This window comes from Sphingomonas sp. 320_CC (genome assembly GCF_059691795.1).
In genome coordinates this window covers 327,137-343,644 of the sequence record NZ_JCAWAE010000002.1, presented here as the reverse complement: position 1 = coordinate 343,644, position 16,508 = coordinate 327,137, and the positions used below count along the sequence as shown (strand labels likewise).

General features: G+C 66.0%; 18 protein-coding genes. 7 read left to right on the top strand and 11 right to left on the bottom strand.

All coding sequences use genetic code 11. The features are described from left to right. Positions 1 to 16: 16 nt before the first annotated feature. Positions 17 to 505 carry a metallophosphoesterase family protein gene (locus tag AC59GX_RS08435; RefSeq protein WP_426279882.1) on the bottom strand — a complete coding sequence of 163 codons (489 nt, stop codon included), beginning with the start codon at positions 503 to 505 and terminating at the stop codon, positions 17 to 19. 147 nt (positions 506 to 652) lie between these two features. On the opposite strand from AC59GX_RS08435, the gene AC59GX_RS08430 reads away from it, so the two are divergent. Together AC59GX_RS08430 and AC59GX_RS08425 are read left to right on the top strand one after the other, a co-directional pair. Next, positions 653 to 1,213 carry a GDSL-type esterase/lipase family protein gene (locus tag AC59GX_RS08430; RefSeq protein WP_426279881.1) on the top strand — a complete coding sequence of 187 codons (561 nt, stop codon included), beginning with the start codon at positions 653 to 655 and terminating at the stop codon, positions 1,211 to 1,213. A gap of 61 nt (positions 1,214 to 1,274) precedes the next feature. Further along, positions 1,275 to 1,778 carry a TIGR02594 family protein gene (locus AC59GX_RS08425; protein ID WP_497301455.1) on the top strand — a complete coding sequence of 168 codons (504 nt, stop codon included), beginning with the start codon at positions 1,275 to 1,277 and terminating at the stop codon, positions 1,776 to 1,778. Positions 1,779 to 1,881: 103 nt separating this feature from the next. On the opposite strand, the gene AC59GX_RS08420 is transcribed toward AC59GX_RS08425, so the two are convergent. From AC59GX_RS08420 to AC59GX_RS08410, 3 genes are all read right to left on the bottom strand, one after another. Next, positions 1,882 to 2,100 carry a hypothetical protein gene (locus AC59GX_RS08420; RefSeq protein ID WP_426279879.1) on the bottom strand — a complete coding sequence of 73 codons (219 nt, stop codon included), beginning with the start codon at positions 2,098 to 2,100 and terminating at the stop codon, positions 1,882 to 1,884. A gap of 93 nt (positions 2,101 to 2,193) precedes the next feature. Next, on the bottom strand, positions 2,194 to 3,291 hold the full coding sequence (locus AC59GX_RS08415; RefSeq protein ID WP_426279878.1) for an alpha/beta fold hydrolase: 1,098 nt from the start codon (positions 3,289 to 3,291) through the stop codon (positions 2,194 to 2,196). A gap of 131 nt (positions 3,292 to 3,422) precedes the next feature. After that, positions 3,423 to 4,112 (bottom strand): DUF2490 domain-containing protein, encoded by a 690-nt coding sequence (locus AC59GX_RS08410; protein ID WP_426279877.1) that lies wholly within the window; start codon positions 4,110 to 4,112, stop codon positions 3,423 to 3,425. A 272-nt stretch (positions 4,113 to 4,384) separates the two neighbouring features. Here AC59GX_RS08410 and AC59GX_RS08405 point away from each other — a divergent pair, with 272 nt between their 5' ends. Together AC59GX_RS08405 and AC59GX_RS08400 are read left to right on the top strand one after the other, a co-directional pair. Continuing rightward, a complete protein-coding gene (locus AC59GX_RS08405; protein WP_235524791.1) occupies positions 4,385 to 5,134 on the top strand; it encodes an RMD1 family protein in 750 nt (249 codons plus the stop codon). 586 nt (positions 5,135 to 5,720) lie between these two features. Then, positions 5,721 to 6,995: a methyltransferase family protein gene (locus AC59GX_RS08400; protein WP_426279875.1), complete on the top strand. Its 1,275-nt coding sequence runs from the start codon at positions 5,721 to 5,723 to the stop codon at positions 6,993 to 6,995. A gap of 108 nt (positions 6,996 to 7,103) precedes the next feature. Here AC59GX_RS08400 and AC59GX_RS08395 read toward each other — a convergent pair whose 3' ends face one another. The 3 genes from AC59GX_RS08395 to AC59GX_RS08385 all read right to left on the bottom strand — a co-directional run bounded on the left by AC59GX_RS08395 (position 7,104) and on the right by AC59GX_RS08385 (position 9,791). Next, entirely contained in the window at positions 7,104 to 8,477 is a 1,374-nt protein-coding gene (locus AC59GX_RS08395) for a glutamate--cysteine ligase (protein WP_426279874.1), read from the bottom strand. Between the two features lie 73 nt (positions 8,478 to 8,550). Further along, entirely contained in the window at positions 8,551 to 9,300 is a 750-nt protein-coding gene (locus tag AC59GX_RS08390) for a 16S rRNA (uracil(1498)-N(3))-methyltransferase (protein ID WP_426279873.1), read from the bottom strand. Between the two features lie 329 nt (positions 9,301 to 9,629). Then, positions 9,630 to 9,791, bottom strand: a complete 162-nt coding sequence (locus AC59GX_RS08385; protein ID WP_426279872.1) for a hypothetical protein — start codon at positions 9,789 to 9,791, stop codon at positions 9,630 to 9,632. An 82-nt stretch (positions 9,792 to 9,873) separates the two neighbouring features. Here AC59GX_RS08385 and ubiA point away from each other — a divergent pair, with 82 nt between their 5' ends. Genes ubiA through AC59GX_RS08370 form a run of 3 tightly spaced genes read left to right on the top strand, consistent with a single transcriptional unit; the run spans position 9,874 to position 12,979 of the window. Further along, a complete protein-coding gene (gene ubiA, locus AC59GX_RS08380) occupies positions 9,874 to 10,815 on the top strand; it encodes a 4-hydroxybenzoate octaprenyltransferase (protein ID WP_426279871.1) in 942 nt (313 codons plus the stop codon). A gap of 9 nt (positions 10,816 to 10,824) precedes the next feature. Next, positions 10,825 to 12,171: a TldD/PmbA family protein gene (locus AC59GX_RS08375; protein WP_426279870.1), complete on the top strand. Its 1,347-nt coding sequence runs from the start codon at positions 10,825 to 10,827 to the stop codon at positions 12,169 to 12,171. 43 nt (positions 12,172 to 12,214) lie between these two features. Continuing rightward, the gene (locus AC59GX_RS08370) at positions 12,215 to 12,979 is read left to right on the top strand and encodes a 3'(2'),5'-bisphosphate nucleotidase CysQ (protein WP_426279869.1); all 765 of its coding nucleotides are present in this window, start codon (positions 12,215 to 12,217) and stop codon (positions 12,977 to 12,979) included. Positions 12,980 to 12,985: 6 nt separating this feature from the next. Here AC59GX_RS08370 and AC59GX_RS08365 read toward each other — a convergent pair whose 3' ends face one another. The 4 genes from AC59GX_RS08365 to AC59GX_RS08350 form a co-directional block, all read right to left on the bottom strand. Next, on the bottom strand, positions 12,986 to 14,119 hold the full coding sequence (locus tag AC59GX_RS08365; RefSeq protein WP_426279868.1) for a hypothetical protein: 1,134 nt from the start codon (positions 14,117 to 14,119) through the stop codon (positions 12,986 to 12,988). Between the two features lie 230 nt (positions 14,120 to 14,349). Next, a complete protein-coding gene (locus tag AC59GX_RS08360) occupies positions 14,350 to 14,520 on the bottom strand; it encodes a hypothetical protein (protein WP_497301452.1) in 171 nt (56 codons plus the stop codon). A gap of 4 nt (positions 14,521 to 14,524) precedes the next feature. Then, the gene (locus tag AC59GX_RS08355) at positions 14,525 to 15,232 is read right to left on the bottom strand and encodes a hypothetical protein (protein WP_426279867.1); all 708 of its coding nucleotides are present in this window, start codon (positions 15,230 to 15,232) and stop codon (positions 14,525 to 14,527) included. Positions 15,233 to 15,237: 5 nt separating this feature from the next. Further along, entirely contained in the window at positions 15,238 to 16,449 is a 1,212-nt protein-coding gene (locus AC59GX_RS08350; protein WP_426279866.1) for a toxic anion resistance protein, read from the bottom strand. Positions 16,450 to 16,508 lie beyond the last annotated feature (59 nt).

The window sequence follows — 16,508 nt, the reverse complement described above, 5'->3', positions numbered from 1 at the left end:
GTCGAATGCAGGTGTATCAGCGCGCTTGAATCAGGCTGTCGAGCAGGACCGGCGCGAAGTCGTGAACATCGACGCCGACGTCGAACTGGCGCGGCATCGGTTTCAGCCGACCATGGCTGTGACCATGCAGGTTCAGCGCGCCGCGGTGCTGCCCATTCCAGCTTCGGAACGGATAATGGCACAGGACAAGCTGTCGGCCATCCAGCTCGATTTCCGCATAGTCGCCGACGCTCGCCCATCCGTGCGCCGCCAGCGTCGCATCCGGATCGTTATTGCCACGCAGCAGGTGCTTGCTCCCGTTCAGTCGGGCGAGCAGTTCGGCGACATCCGTCGGGCGACGTGCCACGTCGCCCAGGTGCCACACCACGTCATCGGGGCCGACGACGGCGTTCCAGCGCTCGACCATCGCCGCATCCATTTCGGCGGTGTTGGCAAACGGTCGTCGCGAGATGTTGATCGTGCGATGGTCGCCGAAATGCGTGTCGGCCGTGAAGAATACGCTCATGAGCGCCGCGACGTCCGTTCGTCTGTCATCACGTAGGAACGAGCACCAGCGTCAAAGGTTCGGCGCGATAGCGGCGTGACGCCGGACCCGGGCGTCTTACCCGAACGTCTTACAATGCGTCGAACGTGGACTATCTCGCGGCAACGCATGACGACCGACCGACCCTTGATCCTGGCAATAGGTGACAGCCTGATTGCCGGTTACGGCCTGCAGGCTGCCGATAGTTTTCCCGCACGGTTGCAGGCATCGCTGCAGACGGCACATCCTGGCGCCCGCGTGGTGAACGCCGGGGTGTCGGGCGATACCACTGCCGACGTGCTGCGGCGCCTGCCCCGCTTGCTGTCCGCGCTCGACCAGCGGCCCGTACTCGCGATCCTTCAGGTGGGACCGAACGATGTCCTGCGGCAGATCCCGGTGGCGCGTACGCGGGCGAACCTCGAGCAGATCCTGCTGAGCCTGGGTAGCTGCGGCATCCCCGTGTTGCTGACCACCGTCGATCCCCCGGCGTTCATCCGTGATCGCGCTGCGGCGTATCTTGGCATCCACGCGGGGTTGGCTGCCGAGCATGGCGCGACCGTCTGGCCGTTCTTTCCGCCCGGCGTGTTGGGACATTCCGCTATGGTACTGGCGGATCGGGTGCATCCCAACGCCGCGGCGATCGCAGCGGTGGTCGCGGCGATCCTGCCGACCGTAAAGCGGATGCTGTAGTGCCCGTGTTCGAGCGCAACCACGGGCGTTCCCGGATTTCAGCTATGAGGCCGAGTGAGTCATGGTGACGGAGCCCAAATGGTTGAAAGCCGCGCGCGCGAAGCTGGGCACGAAGGAAGCCGCCGGATCGGCCAACAGCGCAACGATCCTGGGTTGGGCGAAGCGCCTGGGGACGAAGATCCTCGGGATGGTCTATAATGCCGACAGCGTCCCGTGGTGTGGGGTGTTCGTCGCCTATTGTCTTCAGGAGGACGGTATCGAGCCGGTCGCTATCGCGGTGCGCGCAACGTCATGGTCGACATGGGGCTCGGCACTGCGGCCGGAGCGGTTGGCTCCCGGCGCGGTGCTGGTGTTCGAGCGTCCGGGGGGTGGGCATGTCGGGTTCTATGTCGGCGAAGACGCGACCGCGTATCACGTCCTCGGCGGCAACCAGGGCGATACCGTCAGCGTAGCCCGGATCGCCAAGGACCGCTGTATCGCGCGACGATGGCCATCTGGCCGTCCCGTCATCGGCAAGCCGGTCCAGATGGCAGCAAGGAAGCCGATCTCCACCGACGAGGCCTGATGCGTCGGGCGACGGCCTGACACGCAACCACCTGGTCGTAATGCGACCGCTGACGACCGCGCCGGCAGGTCAAATCTGCACCAGCGTACGCCGTCGCGTCAGCCTACCGGATGCCGAACCCCGCCGTGCTGTTTGCGCCATCGTCGGTTCGCTCGCGACCGGCCAGGACGTTCTCGAGTTCGGCGAGTGAATGCGGCACGTCGATGTGCTGCGCTCCCAGGAACAGGCGTGATCCATCGCCCTCGGGTACCGCGTGGGTCAGCTTGTCGATATCTACCAGCGCCTTGCCCTGCGGCAGGATCTCGATCTGAACAAATCGCATGTCATTCCCATCTTGCGTCTGACGGCTCGATTGCCACGCAGGCGATAACGCACGGCTGAACTACGCAATTTTTGTCTCTGCGTCCTCCGACATCTATTCGGTGCGTTGCAGCAGGTCGGCCAGGTCCTGCTTCCAGAACCTGGCTGCAGTGTGGGTGCCGTGGCCACGCGTGTCGGTGCTCTCCGGAATCATCCGGAATCGCGCGCTTTTCATGCGGGCAACGGCGCGTTGTGGGTAGTCGAGATTGCGCGGGTTGATGAAATCGTCGGCCGAGTTGATCCAGGTCGTCGGGGCGGTGATCGCCTCCAGCCGCGACCAGGGCGAATAGGTCCGCGAGGCATCGAGTTGATACACCAGGTCATTGGCATCCGTTCCGTCGATCGACGCCGCGACCCGCTGCTCGGCAAAGGCCTCGGCGGCATCGCGCCCGGGATATTGTTTCTGGAAGAATAGCGGCGCACCACCGGCGACGAACAGCAGGCTGGCGGCGGTGCGCAGGCCCTGTACCGGTGGCGTCCGGTACTCGCCGCCCGCCCAGGCCGGATCGGCCTTGATCCCGTCGATCGCGAGCTTGCGCCACATGCGGTTCAGCCCGGCGATCTCGACAGGTTCGCAGGCGAGCGGCATGAGCGCACGGGCGAACTCGGGGTGCGTCTCGCCCCAGACCAGGCTGTGCATGCAGCCCATCGACGTTCCCATGATCAGCCGCATGCGGCGGATGCCCAGGCCGTCATGGAGCAGCCGGTACTGCGCCTCGACCATGTCGTCATAATCATAGTGCGGGAACCGCATGTGCAGCCCGTCGGACGGCTTGGAGGATTTGCCGTGTCCGATCCCGTCGGGAAGGATGATCCAGTAGCGCGTGATGTCCAGCGGCTGACCCGGGCCGTAGAGTTCGTCGGCGAACTGCGGGCTGAGGAACTGGCGGCCGGTGCCACCCGTACCGTGCAGGACCATCACCGCATTGTCGATTTCACCCCGCGCATTCCGGTGCGGCTGCCCCAGCGTCGTATAGTTGAGGCGCAGTTCCGGCAGAGTCTCTCCCGAGCGGAAGCGAAAGCGGCGGACCGTGAACTGCGCGTCGCGTGCCGGCCATTTCGACGTGGACGGGGCGGTCTTGACCGCGGGCGTAAGCGGCGGCGTCTGGGGGACGGCGGCCTGGAGAAGCAGGAGCGAGAGCAGGAACGACATGACCTATCGTTGCGTCTAAGCGGACCGCGCGCAAGTGGTGTCCCGATACACAGGGGCGAACGTTCGGAGGCCGGGCTTCGATGATGACGCGGCAAACCCGAGGTCGGGATCCGGATTCCAGCGCGAGGACCTCAGTCGTGAAGGCCCGCCACGCCAAGTGTCCCCAGGTTCAAGGTAAGCTGCAGGTTCAGCGCATTGTCCATCTGGGCGCGTGCGCCACCGCGCGCGAACCGATACTGGTTGAGATAGCCGACATCGGCCGTCACCGCCTCGCCGATCGGGAAAGCCAGCCCGACGATGTTGCGCATGCGTTCATACCCGGCGCGCTGGCCCCAGGTCGTACTGTTCGGCAGGAAAAAGCTCTCGTGGCTGACGAACAAGGCCAAACGCTTGGGTCCGAGCGGCAAATTGTACCGCAGCAACGGCCGGATCCGGAAGCCGATCTCGCTACCGTCGGGGTTGAAGCGTTCGTCGAGTCGCAATCGCCCGGCAAAGCGCCCGCTGGTGACCACGATCTGCTGGCGGAGCCGGTCCTCGTCCGGCGCGAGGTTGCGACTGTGAAAGCCGACATGGCGGTAGCCGAATCCAAGCTCGACGCCCTTGGCCAACTGCCAGCCGAGGAGCGCACCGAATTCGGTGGTGTAGATCCCGTCCTGGCGGTCGCTGGTCCGCGCAATCTCCTCCAGCGTCACCCGCAATTTGGGTGCGATGGGAACGACCAAGTTGAGCTGCTCCCACGCCTGCGTATCCTGTTGCTGTGCCCAGGCGGGGGCGGCAACCAGCAACAGCGGCAAAACCGCCAGGGATGGAGCGCGAGACATTGCATGGTGTTGGCACGGCTTTGCCGATGCAGGCAATGGACTGGCGTCGCCTCGGTCCTTTTCATCGATTGCATGCCTGGCAACAATCGTGTGACGCTACGGTGTAGCTCGGCAGCCGCTAAATCGGTTGCGAGAAGATGTGTCTGAAACTGATAAGGCCGGCCCCATGGTTGTGACGCGACATGGTTGAAGGCGGATCGCTGCGAACGATAAGCGTCGGGATCAGGGAGGTGCTGGGTGCACCCCTGCCTGGCGAACCCGCCAGGGGCGACGTGCGAGCGCTTCTGCTGGGTACGCGTATCGATACCCGCAATTTGCAGGACTTCGCGGAGCCCGAGACCCTCAACCTGTCGGGGGTCGGGGCCGCGTTCGTCTTTCGCTACGGTGTCCTGGTGCTGATCGGGGCGGCGGTCGAAACCGAGCGTCGGTTCATCGAAACCCTGTCCGAGCACATCATCGATCCGCTGGCCACGCCCGAAACGGAAACCGCCTGGATCGAGATTTCCGCGGACCGCGAGGAAACGGTCAGCGCAGACGGACACATACGATTGAGGGAGGCGTCGCGGGAACGCTTGTTGCTGACGGCCACCGTCGTCGCCCGGAGCGTCGTCCTCGCGCGGGATGAAGGCCGTATTGCCGAAGCGTTCGATCGCGTGGAGCCGCTCATCAACGAACTGCGCATCCACGGTCGTGCGGTGATGCCGATCCGACGCGTCATGCAGAGCATCGGTGACGTTCTCGCGGCGCAGCACCGCGTCGTCGGCCGGGCGCAAATCTCCGAGAAGCCGGACCTGCTCTGGGATCATCCCGAACTCGACCGGCTTTACGGGCGTCTCGAAGCCGAGTTCGAACTGGGCGACCGCGCACGCGCCATGGAACGCAAGCTCGAGGTGATCGGCGACGCTGCCGAATGGCTGCTCGACCTGGTGCAGGACAAGCGCTCGTTACGGCTCGAGCTTGCCGTAATCGGGCTGATCGCGTTCGAGGTCATCCTCAACATCTACGAATTGTGGCGTCACTGACGACGACACGCCGCCGGACCGGGCTTTAGTCCGTTCATCGCACCACCTCGCGGGCGATAGCGCGACGAGTACCACAGAACCTGCGGCCCCGCCTCGCATGCAGACGATCGGCTCAGTTCGAGTGTTCGACGACCCAGCCCGCCGGCGTACTCCGCATCGACGTCTTGCAGTAGCGGCAGATGCTCGTATCCGCGCCGCGACCCTTGAAGATGGTGTGTCTGCGAGACCGACGATGTATGCCGATCATGCATTTGGCGCGTCCGATAAGTCTTTGAAACATCGCGATCTCCTCGATCGCAACGTAACGCCCGCCGGGACGCCCGCGATTAAATTCGCGGTCATTCAGGTCCCGAAATAGAACATCTGCGCTCGTGATCCACAGGAGGCCGCCGAGTCCAGATTGCCCCTCATATTCAGCACCGAGCGAGTTTCTCTTCCCACCCAGCCCTGCCCGCGCGCTGCGTTATTTCGGATGCGATGCTGCCATTGCCGATCATCCTAAATCGAGGGGGATGACCTTGCTTCTGACTGGGCGGCCAAACATGCTTCATGGCTTGCTTACCAATCCGCGCTACGGATCACCGCTATGGATCACGACGCTCAGCTTGCCGGTACGGCCGAGACCGACCCTCGCCCGCAGTCGGCGGTCAGTCACGGCGCGGGTCTGTCGGGACTCGTCGGGGTGCTTGTCTGGATCGGGGTCGCGCGACACTACGGCATGGACGGGCCATATTCGGCGCTCGTCAACGTCGTCGCCTGCGGGTTGCCGATGATCGTCTGGTCTTTGCTGGTCGACAAGGTTCATCGCAATCCCAGTACCGGGATCGACTGGTCAGCGGGCCGGCCGTGGCGCGAGACGCTCGACACCAGTCTGACCAAGCTGGCTGGCTTATGGGCGACCTGGGCGGGGATCGCGGTGATCTACGGTGCCGGGCGATTTTACTGGGAAGGCAATTTCGCGTTTGCGATGTGGTGCTTCACCAATGCCGCACCGATCCTGTTCGTCGCGTCGATCCCCTATGTGCTGTGGATTGACCGCTATCTCGTCGAGCCGCGCGACGGCGCCTGGCATCTCGGCGCGTGGTTGACCGGGCAGGCCGGCGTCGACCGCGAGGCGATCTACGGCCATCTGCGCGCATGGGGGGTGAAGACGTTCTTCCTCGCCTTCATGCTGGCGATCGTCCCGCCGGGCTTCGGTAATTTCGTCCGCGGCGACGTCGCGTCGGTGCTGCGTGATCCGGTCGCGCTGTCGGGCTGGCTGGTGACGCTGATGTTCCTGATCGACGTGGCATTCGCGACGGTCGGCTATCTGCTCACGTTCCGGCCGCTCGATTCGCATATCCGCAGCGCAAATCCGTTCGCCGCGGCCTGGATGCCGGCGCTCATGTGCTATCCGCCGTTCATCCTGATGACCACGGGTGGCCCGCTCGATTATCATCCGGGCACGTCGGACTGGGCATACTGGTTTCAGGGGCATCCGATCCTGCTGGCGCTGATCGGCGCGGTGCTGGTCGGGCTGACCGCGATCTACGCCTGGGCGACGATGGCGTTCGGCTTTCGCTTCTCGAACCTCACCAACCGGGGGATCCTGACGCATGGTCCCTATGCCGTGTCGCGGCATCCGGCGTATCTGTCGAAGAACCTGTTCTGGTGGATCTCGACGATCCCGGTGCTGACGCTCGGCAGCATGGTCGACGCGGCCCGTGCGACGCTGCTGATGGCGGCGGTCAGCGGGGTGTATTATTGGCGCGCGAAAACCGAGGAGCGGCATCTGAAGCTCGACCCGGATTACCGCGTTTATTTCGACTGGATGTCGCGCAACGGCCTGGTGCCGCGGTTGTTCGCGAAGCTGCGCGGCTAATTCCCCTTCCGCTTGCGGGAGGGGTTAGGGGAGGGGCTGACCTATGCCTCTAGCGCGACGTCCGCGGCCAATCCCTCCCCCGCCCTCCCGTAAACGGGAGGGGAGCAATCAGAAGCTGGCTTCGTCATAGACCTTCGACACGTCGCCGTTCCAGGCGCCGTTATAGCGCTCCAACAGCACTTCGGCGGGCACCTTGCCGCTCCGCACGATCTCCCGCAGCGGATCGAGGAAGCCGGTCTCGTTGTCGCCAGCCCGATTGAACCGCGCGCGCGCCGACAACCCGGCGCCCGCGATGTCGAGCACCTGGCCCGCGATATCACGCAGCGTGCCACCACCCGCGATCGGCGCGTTCAGCGCGAGCCTCGGCACCGCATCGCGCAACGCCTGGCGCTCGTCGATCGTCCAGTCCTTGACCAGGTCCCACGCCGCATCGAGCGCACCCTGATCGTACAGCAACCCGACCCACAGCGCCGGCAGCGCGCAGATGCGGTTCCACGGCCCGCCATCCGCGCCACGCATCTCAAGGAACGTCTTCAACCGCACCTCGGGGAAGGCGGTCGACAGATGGTCGGTCCAGTCGTCGAGCGTCGGCTTCTCGCCCGGCAGCACCGACAATTCGCCCTTGAGGAAATCACGGAACGAGAGGCCGGCGGCATCGATGTACTTGCCCTCGCGGTAGACGAAGTACATCGGCACATCGAGCGCGTACTCGGCGTAGCGCTCGTACCCGAAGCCATCCTCGAACACGAACGGCAGCATGCCGGTGCGATGCGGATCGGTGTCCGACCAGATATGGCTGCGATACGACAGCATGCCGTTGGGCTTGCCTTCGGTGAACGGCGAGTTCGCGAACAGCGCGGTAGCCAGCGGCTGAAGCGCCAGCCCGACGCGGAATTTCTTCACCATGTCCGCCTCGGACGCGTAATCCAGGTTCACCTGGATCGTGCAGGTCCGCAGCATCATGTCGAGCCCCATGCTGCCGACGCGCGGCATGTGCCGCAGCATGATCGCATAGCGCCCCTTCGGCATCGTCGGCAGTTCCGCGCGCGTCTTGTCCGGCCACATGCCGAGCCCGAGAAAGCCGATGCCGAGCTTCTCGCCCGCGGCCTTCACCTGCTCCAGATGGCGCCCGGTCTCGGCGCAGGTCTCGTGCAACGAGTCGAGCGGCGCGCCGGACAGTTCGAACTGGCCCGCGGGCTCCAGGCTGATGCTGCCGTCGGGCCCCGACATGGCGATCGCGTTTCCGCCCTCCATGACCGGCTTCCAGCCATATTGCTCCAGTTCGCCGAGCAACGCGCGGATGCCGCTCGGCTCGTCATAGGACGGCGCGTGGTGATCGCCGTTCGCATAGACGAACTTCTCGTGCTCGGTGCCGATCCGCCACGCGTCCTTCGGCTTTTCGCCGCCCGCGAAGCTGGCGATCAACTGGTCGCGCGACTCGATCGTCGGGCTGGTCTTTTTCGGAGCGGGAATCGTCGTCATCGCCGCGCCTTACGCGTCGATGAACGAGGGTGCTAGAGGGTATCCGGACCAATCGGTAGCAATGTCGTATCGATCATTCGTCGCGCCAATCTCCCGCCGCCGCCATCCACAAGGCAACGGCCGCCCCCGCCGCGGTTTCGGCGCGAAGGATCCGCGGCCCCAACCCGATGCCGACCGCGTTCGGATGCGCGCGAATCGCCTCGCGTTCATCGGCATCGAAGCCGCCTTCGGGCCCGATCAGGATCGCCGCCGGACCGGGCCGCGACCGCATCGCTTCCAGCGCCGGCACTCCGCCGGTCTCGTCCGCGAAGAACAGCGCGCGGTCCTCCGGCCAGTCGCGCAGCAATGCGGCGAGCTTCACCGGCTCGGCGACTTCGGGCAGCGCGGTGCGCCCACATTGCTCGGCCGCCTCGATCATCTGAGTACGGAGGCGTTCGGTATTAGGCTTGTCGACGATCGTCCGCCGCGTGACCACCGGCACCAGCCGCGCGACGCCAAGCTCGCACGCCTTCTCCGCCATCCAGTCGACCCGGCCCTTCTTGAGCGGGGCGGCACACAGCCACAGATCGGGCACGTCCTCGCGCGGCCGCAGCAACTCGGTCACGTCGAGCACCAGATCGCGCTTGCCGACGCTCGACGCCACCCCGAGCCACTCTCCGGTCCGATCGTCGAACAGCTTCACCGGATCGCCCACTTTCATCCGCATCACCCCGACGAGGTAGTGCGCGGCGGGGCCGTCGACGTGGAGCGGACCAGCCGAAAGCGGTGTATCAACGAAAAGGCGCGGCGTGGATTGCGGCGGCCAGGCTGGGGTTGCAGGCATAGCTCGCCTCTAGCAAATCCTCCCCGGCACGGGGAGGGGGACCAGCGAAGCTGGTGGAGGGGGGCTTCCACGCAAGAGGCGCTTGCATTTGGCACTTCCGTCAGCGTTACGCTCGCGGCGATCCCCCTCCACCCTTCGCCGACGGCGAACGGTCCCCCTCCCCGTGCCGGGGAGGATGGCACTTCTCGCTCCCCTCCCTGGAAGGGAGGGGCTGGGGGTGGGTTGGCTCGGAACTGCCGGCACGTCCGCCAAGCAGCCGACCCACCCCAGACCCCTCCCTTCCAGGGAGGGGAGAAGATTAGCGCTTCCGGCATACGCGACAAGTCAGATCACCGCTTCCGCCGCGCCCACATTTTCCGCGCGATCACCCAAGTCACAACCAGGACCACAACGCCAAGGATCAACACCCCTGCAACCGCCCCTGCGACCCGGAATATCCCCCAGAACAACGCCTCGACGAAGCGGCCGACCGCGACCGAGAGGCCGATCATGCTGGAGGGTCCGAACGCGTCACGCCTCACCGGTACCCGGCAAAGGCTTGCGCGCCAAACCCCGTCTTCCTACGCCCCCATCATGCAGACCAAGCCGAGCCACGCTGAAATCGTCCCCGACAGCGAGCACAGGGGTTTAGTCGGCCGCCTTCCGCCAACCCTCCGCGGCCTCGCGCTGCTCGCCCGCTTCGATCGCCCAATCGGCTGGTGGCTGCTCTTCTGGCCCGGCGCGTGGGGCGTCGCGCTCGCCGGTGGCGCAGTCAAGCGCTGGGACCTGATCCTCTGGCTCCTGCTCGGCAGCATCGCGATGCGCGGCGCGGGGTGCGTCTTCAACGACATCGTCGACCGCGACCTCGACGCGCAGGTCGCGCGCACCCGCGCCCGACCGATCCCGAGCGGCCTCGTCTCGATCAAGCTCGCCTGGGTCTGGCTCGTCGCGCTCTGCCTGATCGGGTTCGCCGTCCTGCTGCAACTCACCTTCTTCGCGGCGATCGTCGCGCTCGCCAGCCTCGCACCCGTCGCCGCCTACCCGTTCATGAAGCGCATCACGTGGTGGCCGCAGGCGTGGCTCGGCATCGTCTTCTCCTGGGCGCTACTGGTCGGCTGGAGCGACATCGCCGGCGCGCTGGATACGCCGATGTGGCTGCTCTACGCCGGGTCGATCGCGTGGGTGATCGGCTACGACACGATCTACGCGCTGCAGGACCGCGAGGACGACGCGATGATCGGCATCCGCTCCTCTGCGCTCCGCATGGGCAGCCACGTCAAGGCCGGCGTCGGCATCTTCTACGCCGCCGCCGTCGCGTTATGGGCCGCAGCCTTCTGGCAAGTCCGCCCCGACCCGCTCGCGATTGCTGCGCTCGTGCCCGTTGCGCTCCACCTTGCATGGCAGGTCGGTACCCTCAAACCGAACACGCATGAGGGCGCCGGCACCGCAGCACTGGCCCGCTTTCGCGCGAACCGTTTCGCCGGACTGCTGATGTTCCTAGCCTGCGTGGTTGTCGGCACGAGCCTGCATCCTTAAGTCGCTGATATGCTGACCCCAGACCAAGCCCGCGACCGCGCCCACGACATCGTCCAGCGCGCGAGGGCGGCGGGCGCCGACGCCGCCGACGCGGTCTTCGCCGCCGACGCCGCGCTCGACGTGTCGATCCGCCTCGGCAAGCTCGAGGATATCGGCCGTTCCGAAAGCGAGGACCTCGGCCTGCGCGTGTTCGTCGGCCAGCGGTCCGCGAGCGTCTCCACCTCCGACCTGTCGACAGTAGCGATGGATGCGCTGGTCGAACGCGCGGTGGCGATGGCGCGCGAGGCACCGGAAGATCCTTGGGCCGGCCTCGCCCCCGCCGATCGCCTGCTCCACGGCATTACCCCAATGCTAGGCCTCGACGATGGCGGCGAAGCCAGCCCCGAGCAACTCCGCGACGCAGCGCTCGAAGCCGAAGACGCCGCCCGCGCCGTCCCCGGTGTCTCGAACAGCGAAGGCGGCGGCGCCAGCGCCTCGCGCAGCGTCTGGGCGCTCGCCACCAGCCACGGCTTCGCCGGCGCATACGCCGCAACCGGCTATGGCGTCTCGGCCAGCGTGCTCGCGGGCGAAGGCGGCGGCATGCAGCGCGATTACGCGCACAGCAGCGCCCGCCTCCGCGCGCATCTCGAATCCCCCGAAGCGATCGGCCGCCGCGCCGGCGAACAAGCCGTCGCGCGCCTCAACCCCGGTCGCGTCGTCAGCGGCGCTACGACGATCGTCTACGACCGCCGCGTCGGCGGATCGCTCGTCGGCCACATGCTCGGCGCGATCTCCGGCCAGGCGATCACGCGGAAGACCAGCTTCCTACTCGATTCGCTTGGCAGCCAGGTGTTCGCGCACGGCATCACCATCCGCGACGATCCGCACCGCCCGCACGGCCTGCGCTCGCGCCCATTCGACGGCGAAGGCTTGCCCGTCTCCCCGAGCGACATCATCGAGGACGGCATGCTCGAACGCTGGTTGCTCGACTCCGCCTCGGCGCGCCAGCTCGGCCTCGAACCCACCGGCCACGCCGCGCGCGGTGTCGGCGGCGGGCCTGGCGTGTCGACGAGCAACGTCTTCATGGAGCCCGGCCATGTGCCGCTTGAAACGCTCATCGCCGACATCGTATCGGGCGTCTACGTCACCGAACTGATGGGCGGCGGCGCGAACGGCGTGACCGGCGATTACAGCCGTGGCGCCGCCGGCTTCCGCATCGAGAACGGCCAGATCACCACGCCGGTCGCCGAGTTCACGATCGCCGGCAACGTCAAGGACATGTTCCTCGCGATGACCCCCGCCAACGACCTCGAATTCCGCTACGGCGTCAATGTGCCGACGCTCCGCGTGGAGGGCATGACGGTGGCGAGTGGCTGACCGGTATCGAGGGCCGGAGAGGTCGCCGGCATGGCTGCGCGCTATGGCGGACGCGGTAGCGAGTGTCGCCGCAGAGGCTGGCGCGATGGCGCTCGACCGCTTCGACACCGACTTCCAGCGCTGGGAAAAGACTCCCGGCAGCCCGGTCTGCGAACTCGACATCGCGATCGACCGGATGCTCAAGGCGCGGCTGTCGACCCTTCTCCCCGAAGCCGGCTGGCTCTCTGAGGAAACCGCCGACAACGCCGACCGCCTGGCCCACGACCTGCTCTGGGTCGTCGACCCGATCGACGGAACGCGCGACTATATCCGCGCACGTCCCGGCTGGTGCGTCTCGGTCGCGCTGGTCGACCGTGGCAAGCCGGTGATCGGCATCCTCGAAGCGCCGTCCCGCGACGAACGCTGGCACGCGGTCGCAGGGCAGGGCGCCACGCGCAACGGCATCCCGCTGAAAGCCGGTAACCGCACCGACTTCCCCGGCAGCCGCACCCCGGTGGACGCCCTCCCCAAAGCCGACCGAGACCTCGTCATGGTCCACAAACCCAACTCGATCGCCCTGCGCATAGCCATGGTAGCCGCCGACGAAGCCGACCTCGTTGCCACCCTCCGCTGGGGCAACGAATGGGACATCGCCGCCGCAATACTCGTCGCGAGCGAAGCGGGGGCGGTAGTGACCGATGCACTTGGTGCGCCGCTAATCTTTAACAAGCCGCGCCCGCAGGCGTTCGGCGTACTTGTCTCGACGCCGGGAATACATGCATCGGCAGTCCAGCGCCTGGCGGACCGAGCCCGCGCGATCAACGGCTAGTGCCGGTCAGCGACTTGCCGTTATCGTCGTATCCGGTAGCGTCAGGTCGAGCACCTCCAGTTCGCCGGGGCCGGCCCGTCTATTGATTAGACTCCCGGTAGGCGTTTGATACGTGCCGCGCAGCGAGAACCGCTCGACCCTGTAGACGCCCCGCGCGCCCGCCGCTCCGTCCGTACCCGTATAGCGGCGCGCGGATACCTGCTTGACCAGATACCCCGCCCACCCCGTCGACCGCGATCCGCGCAGGATCTCGGCATCGTCCGTCTTGCCATCGGGCTTGATCCAGAACCCGATATCGACCCACTGGATCGAGCCCACATCGGACGATCTGGCCGACACCGGGTTCCTGAGGTCGAATTTGGCGGCCGCGTCCCGTGCCGCCGCCTCTGCCGTTGGTTCATAGGGAGGGCCCCAGATCAGCACCGGTCGGGTCGTCGTGTCGTGGCCGATCTCCCGCACCAACCGGTCGACTTGACCATCATCGGCACGTTGCGCTGCCAGTCGCAAGCGGACCACCCGCGACACCGATCGAAGCGCGGGGTCGGTCGCGGCGGGTCTTGCCTCGGCTTCGGCGAGAAGGCGTGCGGCCCCGGCGGGATCGTTCCGCGCGTTGGCCAGTTCGGCGCGACGCAATGTCGCCAGCATCGCCAACGTCGCGTTGCCGTCGGCAAGCGCCTGCCGTTCGACCGCGCGATAGGAAAGCTCGGCCGTGCGTCCGTCGCGCAGTGCCAGCCACATGTCGCCGGTGGCGAACGCGGCGGCAGTCACCGCGGGATCGTCGCGCGGTAAATTCTCGCGCAGCGTGCGAACTTGGCCACCTACCGCTTTCTTGAAGACATCCATTTCGCCGTCGTGCAGCGACACCGTCGCATAGGCTTCATATAGCGCCGCGACCGGCTTTGGTGCGATCGCGGCATTCTGCTTGTTGCGCGCAACCGCGGCAGCGAGCGTCCGCCTGGCCCGCTGATAGGCGCCTTGGCGGAATTGCTGTTCGGCAAACGCGATCGAGACCTGCGCATCGCGAAGCGGCGGGCAACCTTGTTCGACGCAGGCCTGGTATGCTTCGTCCAGACGTTTGCCCGACACGATGATGTCGGGTGTAGCAGCCTGCATCGCCAGCACGAAAAGCAACCCGATCATGGTCCAGCCTCCGGATCTATCAGGCGACATCGTGCATGATTCGGATCAACGATCAAAGTCTAAATTCATCGGGTCTGATTACAGTTCGTGGCACGCGCTTGCGCTACTGCGCGCCATTTTTCTCGTATTCGATCTTATTTCAGAAACGTGCGCGTCGCGAGATTGTCGAGGTCGCTGAAAGCCAGACGAGCGCTTCTCATTGAAACACCGGCCGATCGGCGAAATGCCAGCTACCTGAGCACGCGCTTGCCCTTCGTGCGGCTGGTCAGGTGGAATTGCAGGCAGCGGTCGCACCGATAGGCTTTGAGCGGTACGCGTCCGGTATCCGCCACTGCCAGCGCGTCGACCTCTAAGACAAAGCGTGCCTTTCGGCGGCAGACGCTGAGCCGGGTGCGCTTCACCGCCTCAATCCTTGTACTTCATCTCCAGGAATCGGCCGCGGGTCGACAAATTGTCGAGGTCGCTCTGCGCGAGGCGAGCGGTCATTTCGCCGATCTCCTGCTCGATCAGCTTCAACCCGTCGACCAGCTCGGCGTCGGGCGAGCGGCCGTTACGCGGGGTGGTGCGGAGCGACGCCGGCACCTTCTCGTAATCCTTGACGAAGGCGGGGAGCTGTTCGCCGATCAGTTTCCGGACGTCGACCGCTTCCTGCGTGTTCGCGTCGAGCGTCGCGAGCTGCGGGGTCAGCGTTTCGAGACGCAGGCCGATCCGGTCGACCAGGGTCATCGCCGGCGCGGGGAGGGCGGGGCGTTGCGCTTCGAGCCAGCGTTCGGTCTGCGCGGGGAGCGCGCGGATGTCGACCGCCGCGAGCCGCTCGGGCGTGGGTGCGCGTTCCGCCGGCCAGACCGCGAACAATACCGTGGCGGCGACCAGCAGCGCCATCACCAGCATCGCGCCGCCGATCCCGAGCGGCACGATCCAGCCGATCACCATCGCCGCGATCAGGATCGAGACGTCGGCGACCGCGATCCGGGTCAGTCGCTTGCCGATCGCCTGAGTCTGCCTTGCCCGCCCCCGCGATGGCGAGCGTGCGATGACGGTGCCCGTCCGGTCGTCGGAAATGCGCGACCAGGAGGCGCGGGCGCTGGCGATGGCGTCGTCGACTTCGCTCACGAGGGTTACATCGCCTCCAGCTTGAACGGGCTGGCGGACGGTCCGCCCAACTGCCCCTGCGTCGCGCCTTCAGCCCGCGCAATGTAGCCACGCGACTTGTCGACCTCGTTCGACAGCGCGCCAACCGTCACCTTCATCGAATCGAGCGCCTTCAGCTTGAACACATCGATCGCGTCCATCGTGTCGTAGATGTTCTGGAACGCGCGTTGCAGCGTTTCCAGAGGGATCGTCGCCGACGCCGCCTGCTCATGGATCTGCGCGGTCTGCGATTTGAGCAGTTTGCCGGTCGAGTCGATGATGTTCGCGGTCGTCGTGTTGAGCGCGGTGATCTGCTCCAGCACCAGCTTCTGGTTGGTCAGCGCCTGCGCCACCGTCACCGCGGTGCGCAGCGCGGAGACGGTCGTGGTCGAGGCGCGATCGACGCCCTTCACCAGCTCGACATTGTTCTTCTTGACCAGATCGAGCGCGAGATAGCCCTGCACGGTCACCGCCATCTGCGTCAGTAAGTCCTGCGTGCGCTGGCGCGTGTAGAACAGCGCCGTCTCGCGGATCGCCTTCGCCTTGGCCGGATCGGTGTGGTCGAGATCGTTGGCAACGTCCTCAAGCTTGGCGTCCATCGTCTTCGACAGGTGGATCATCTGCTCGAGCCGGCCCATCGCCGCCCACAAATTCGCGCGCTCGGTATCGATCGCGGCATTGTCCATCAGCAGCTCGTCCTTGCCCGAGCTGAGGCTCTTCAGGATCTGCGCGATGTGTGTCTGCGACGATTTGTAGCCGTCGAAATAATTGCGCATCTTGCCACCGAACGGGATGATCCCGAACAGCTTTTGCGGCGCGGTGAGGTTGCCCTTCTTGCCGGGATCGAGATCCTCGACGACGCGGCGCAGCTCGGCCAGATCCTTGCCGACCCCGGTCTCCTGATCCATCGCCTTCACCGGGCGATCGAGGAAGCGGTTCGACTGGCCGGCGGCGTCGCGGATTTCCTTCGCGCCCATCGCGGTGATCGCATCGACGCGCTTGCCGAATTCGGGCGAGTTGACGTCCTGCGCGACGAGATCGGTGACGAAGCCCGACACGCGCTCCTCCAGCTGCGACTTCACGCCGGCATCGACGGGCACCAGCCCGGACGCCTTCGCGGCCGCGACCGTGGGCACCGGATCGGGCGGGGTCAGCACCAGGCCCGGCTCTTCCGTCAGCGTGTTCGGGGTCGTCGCCATGCTCGTGTCTCCGTTCGGTGGGGCATCGTGGCTGCAACCCGCCCCGCATTCAAGTGGCG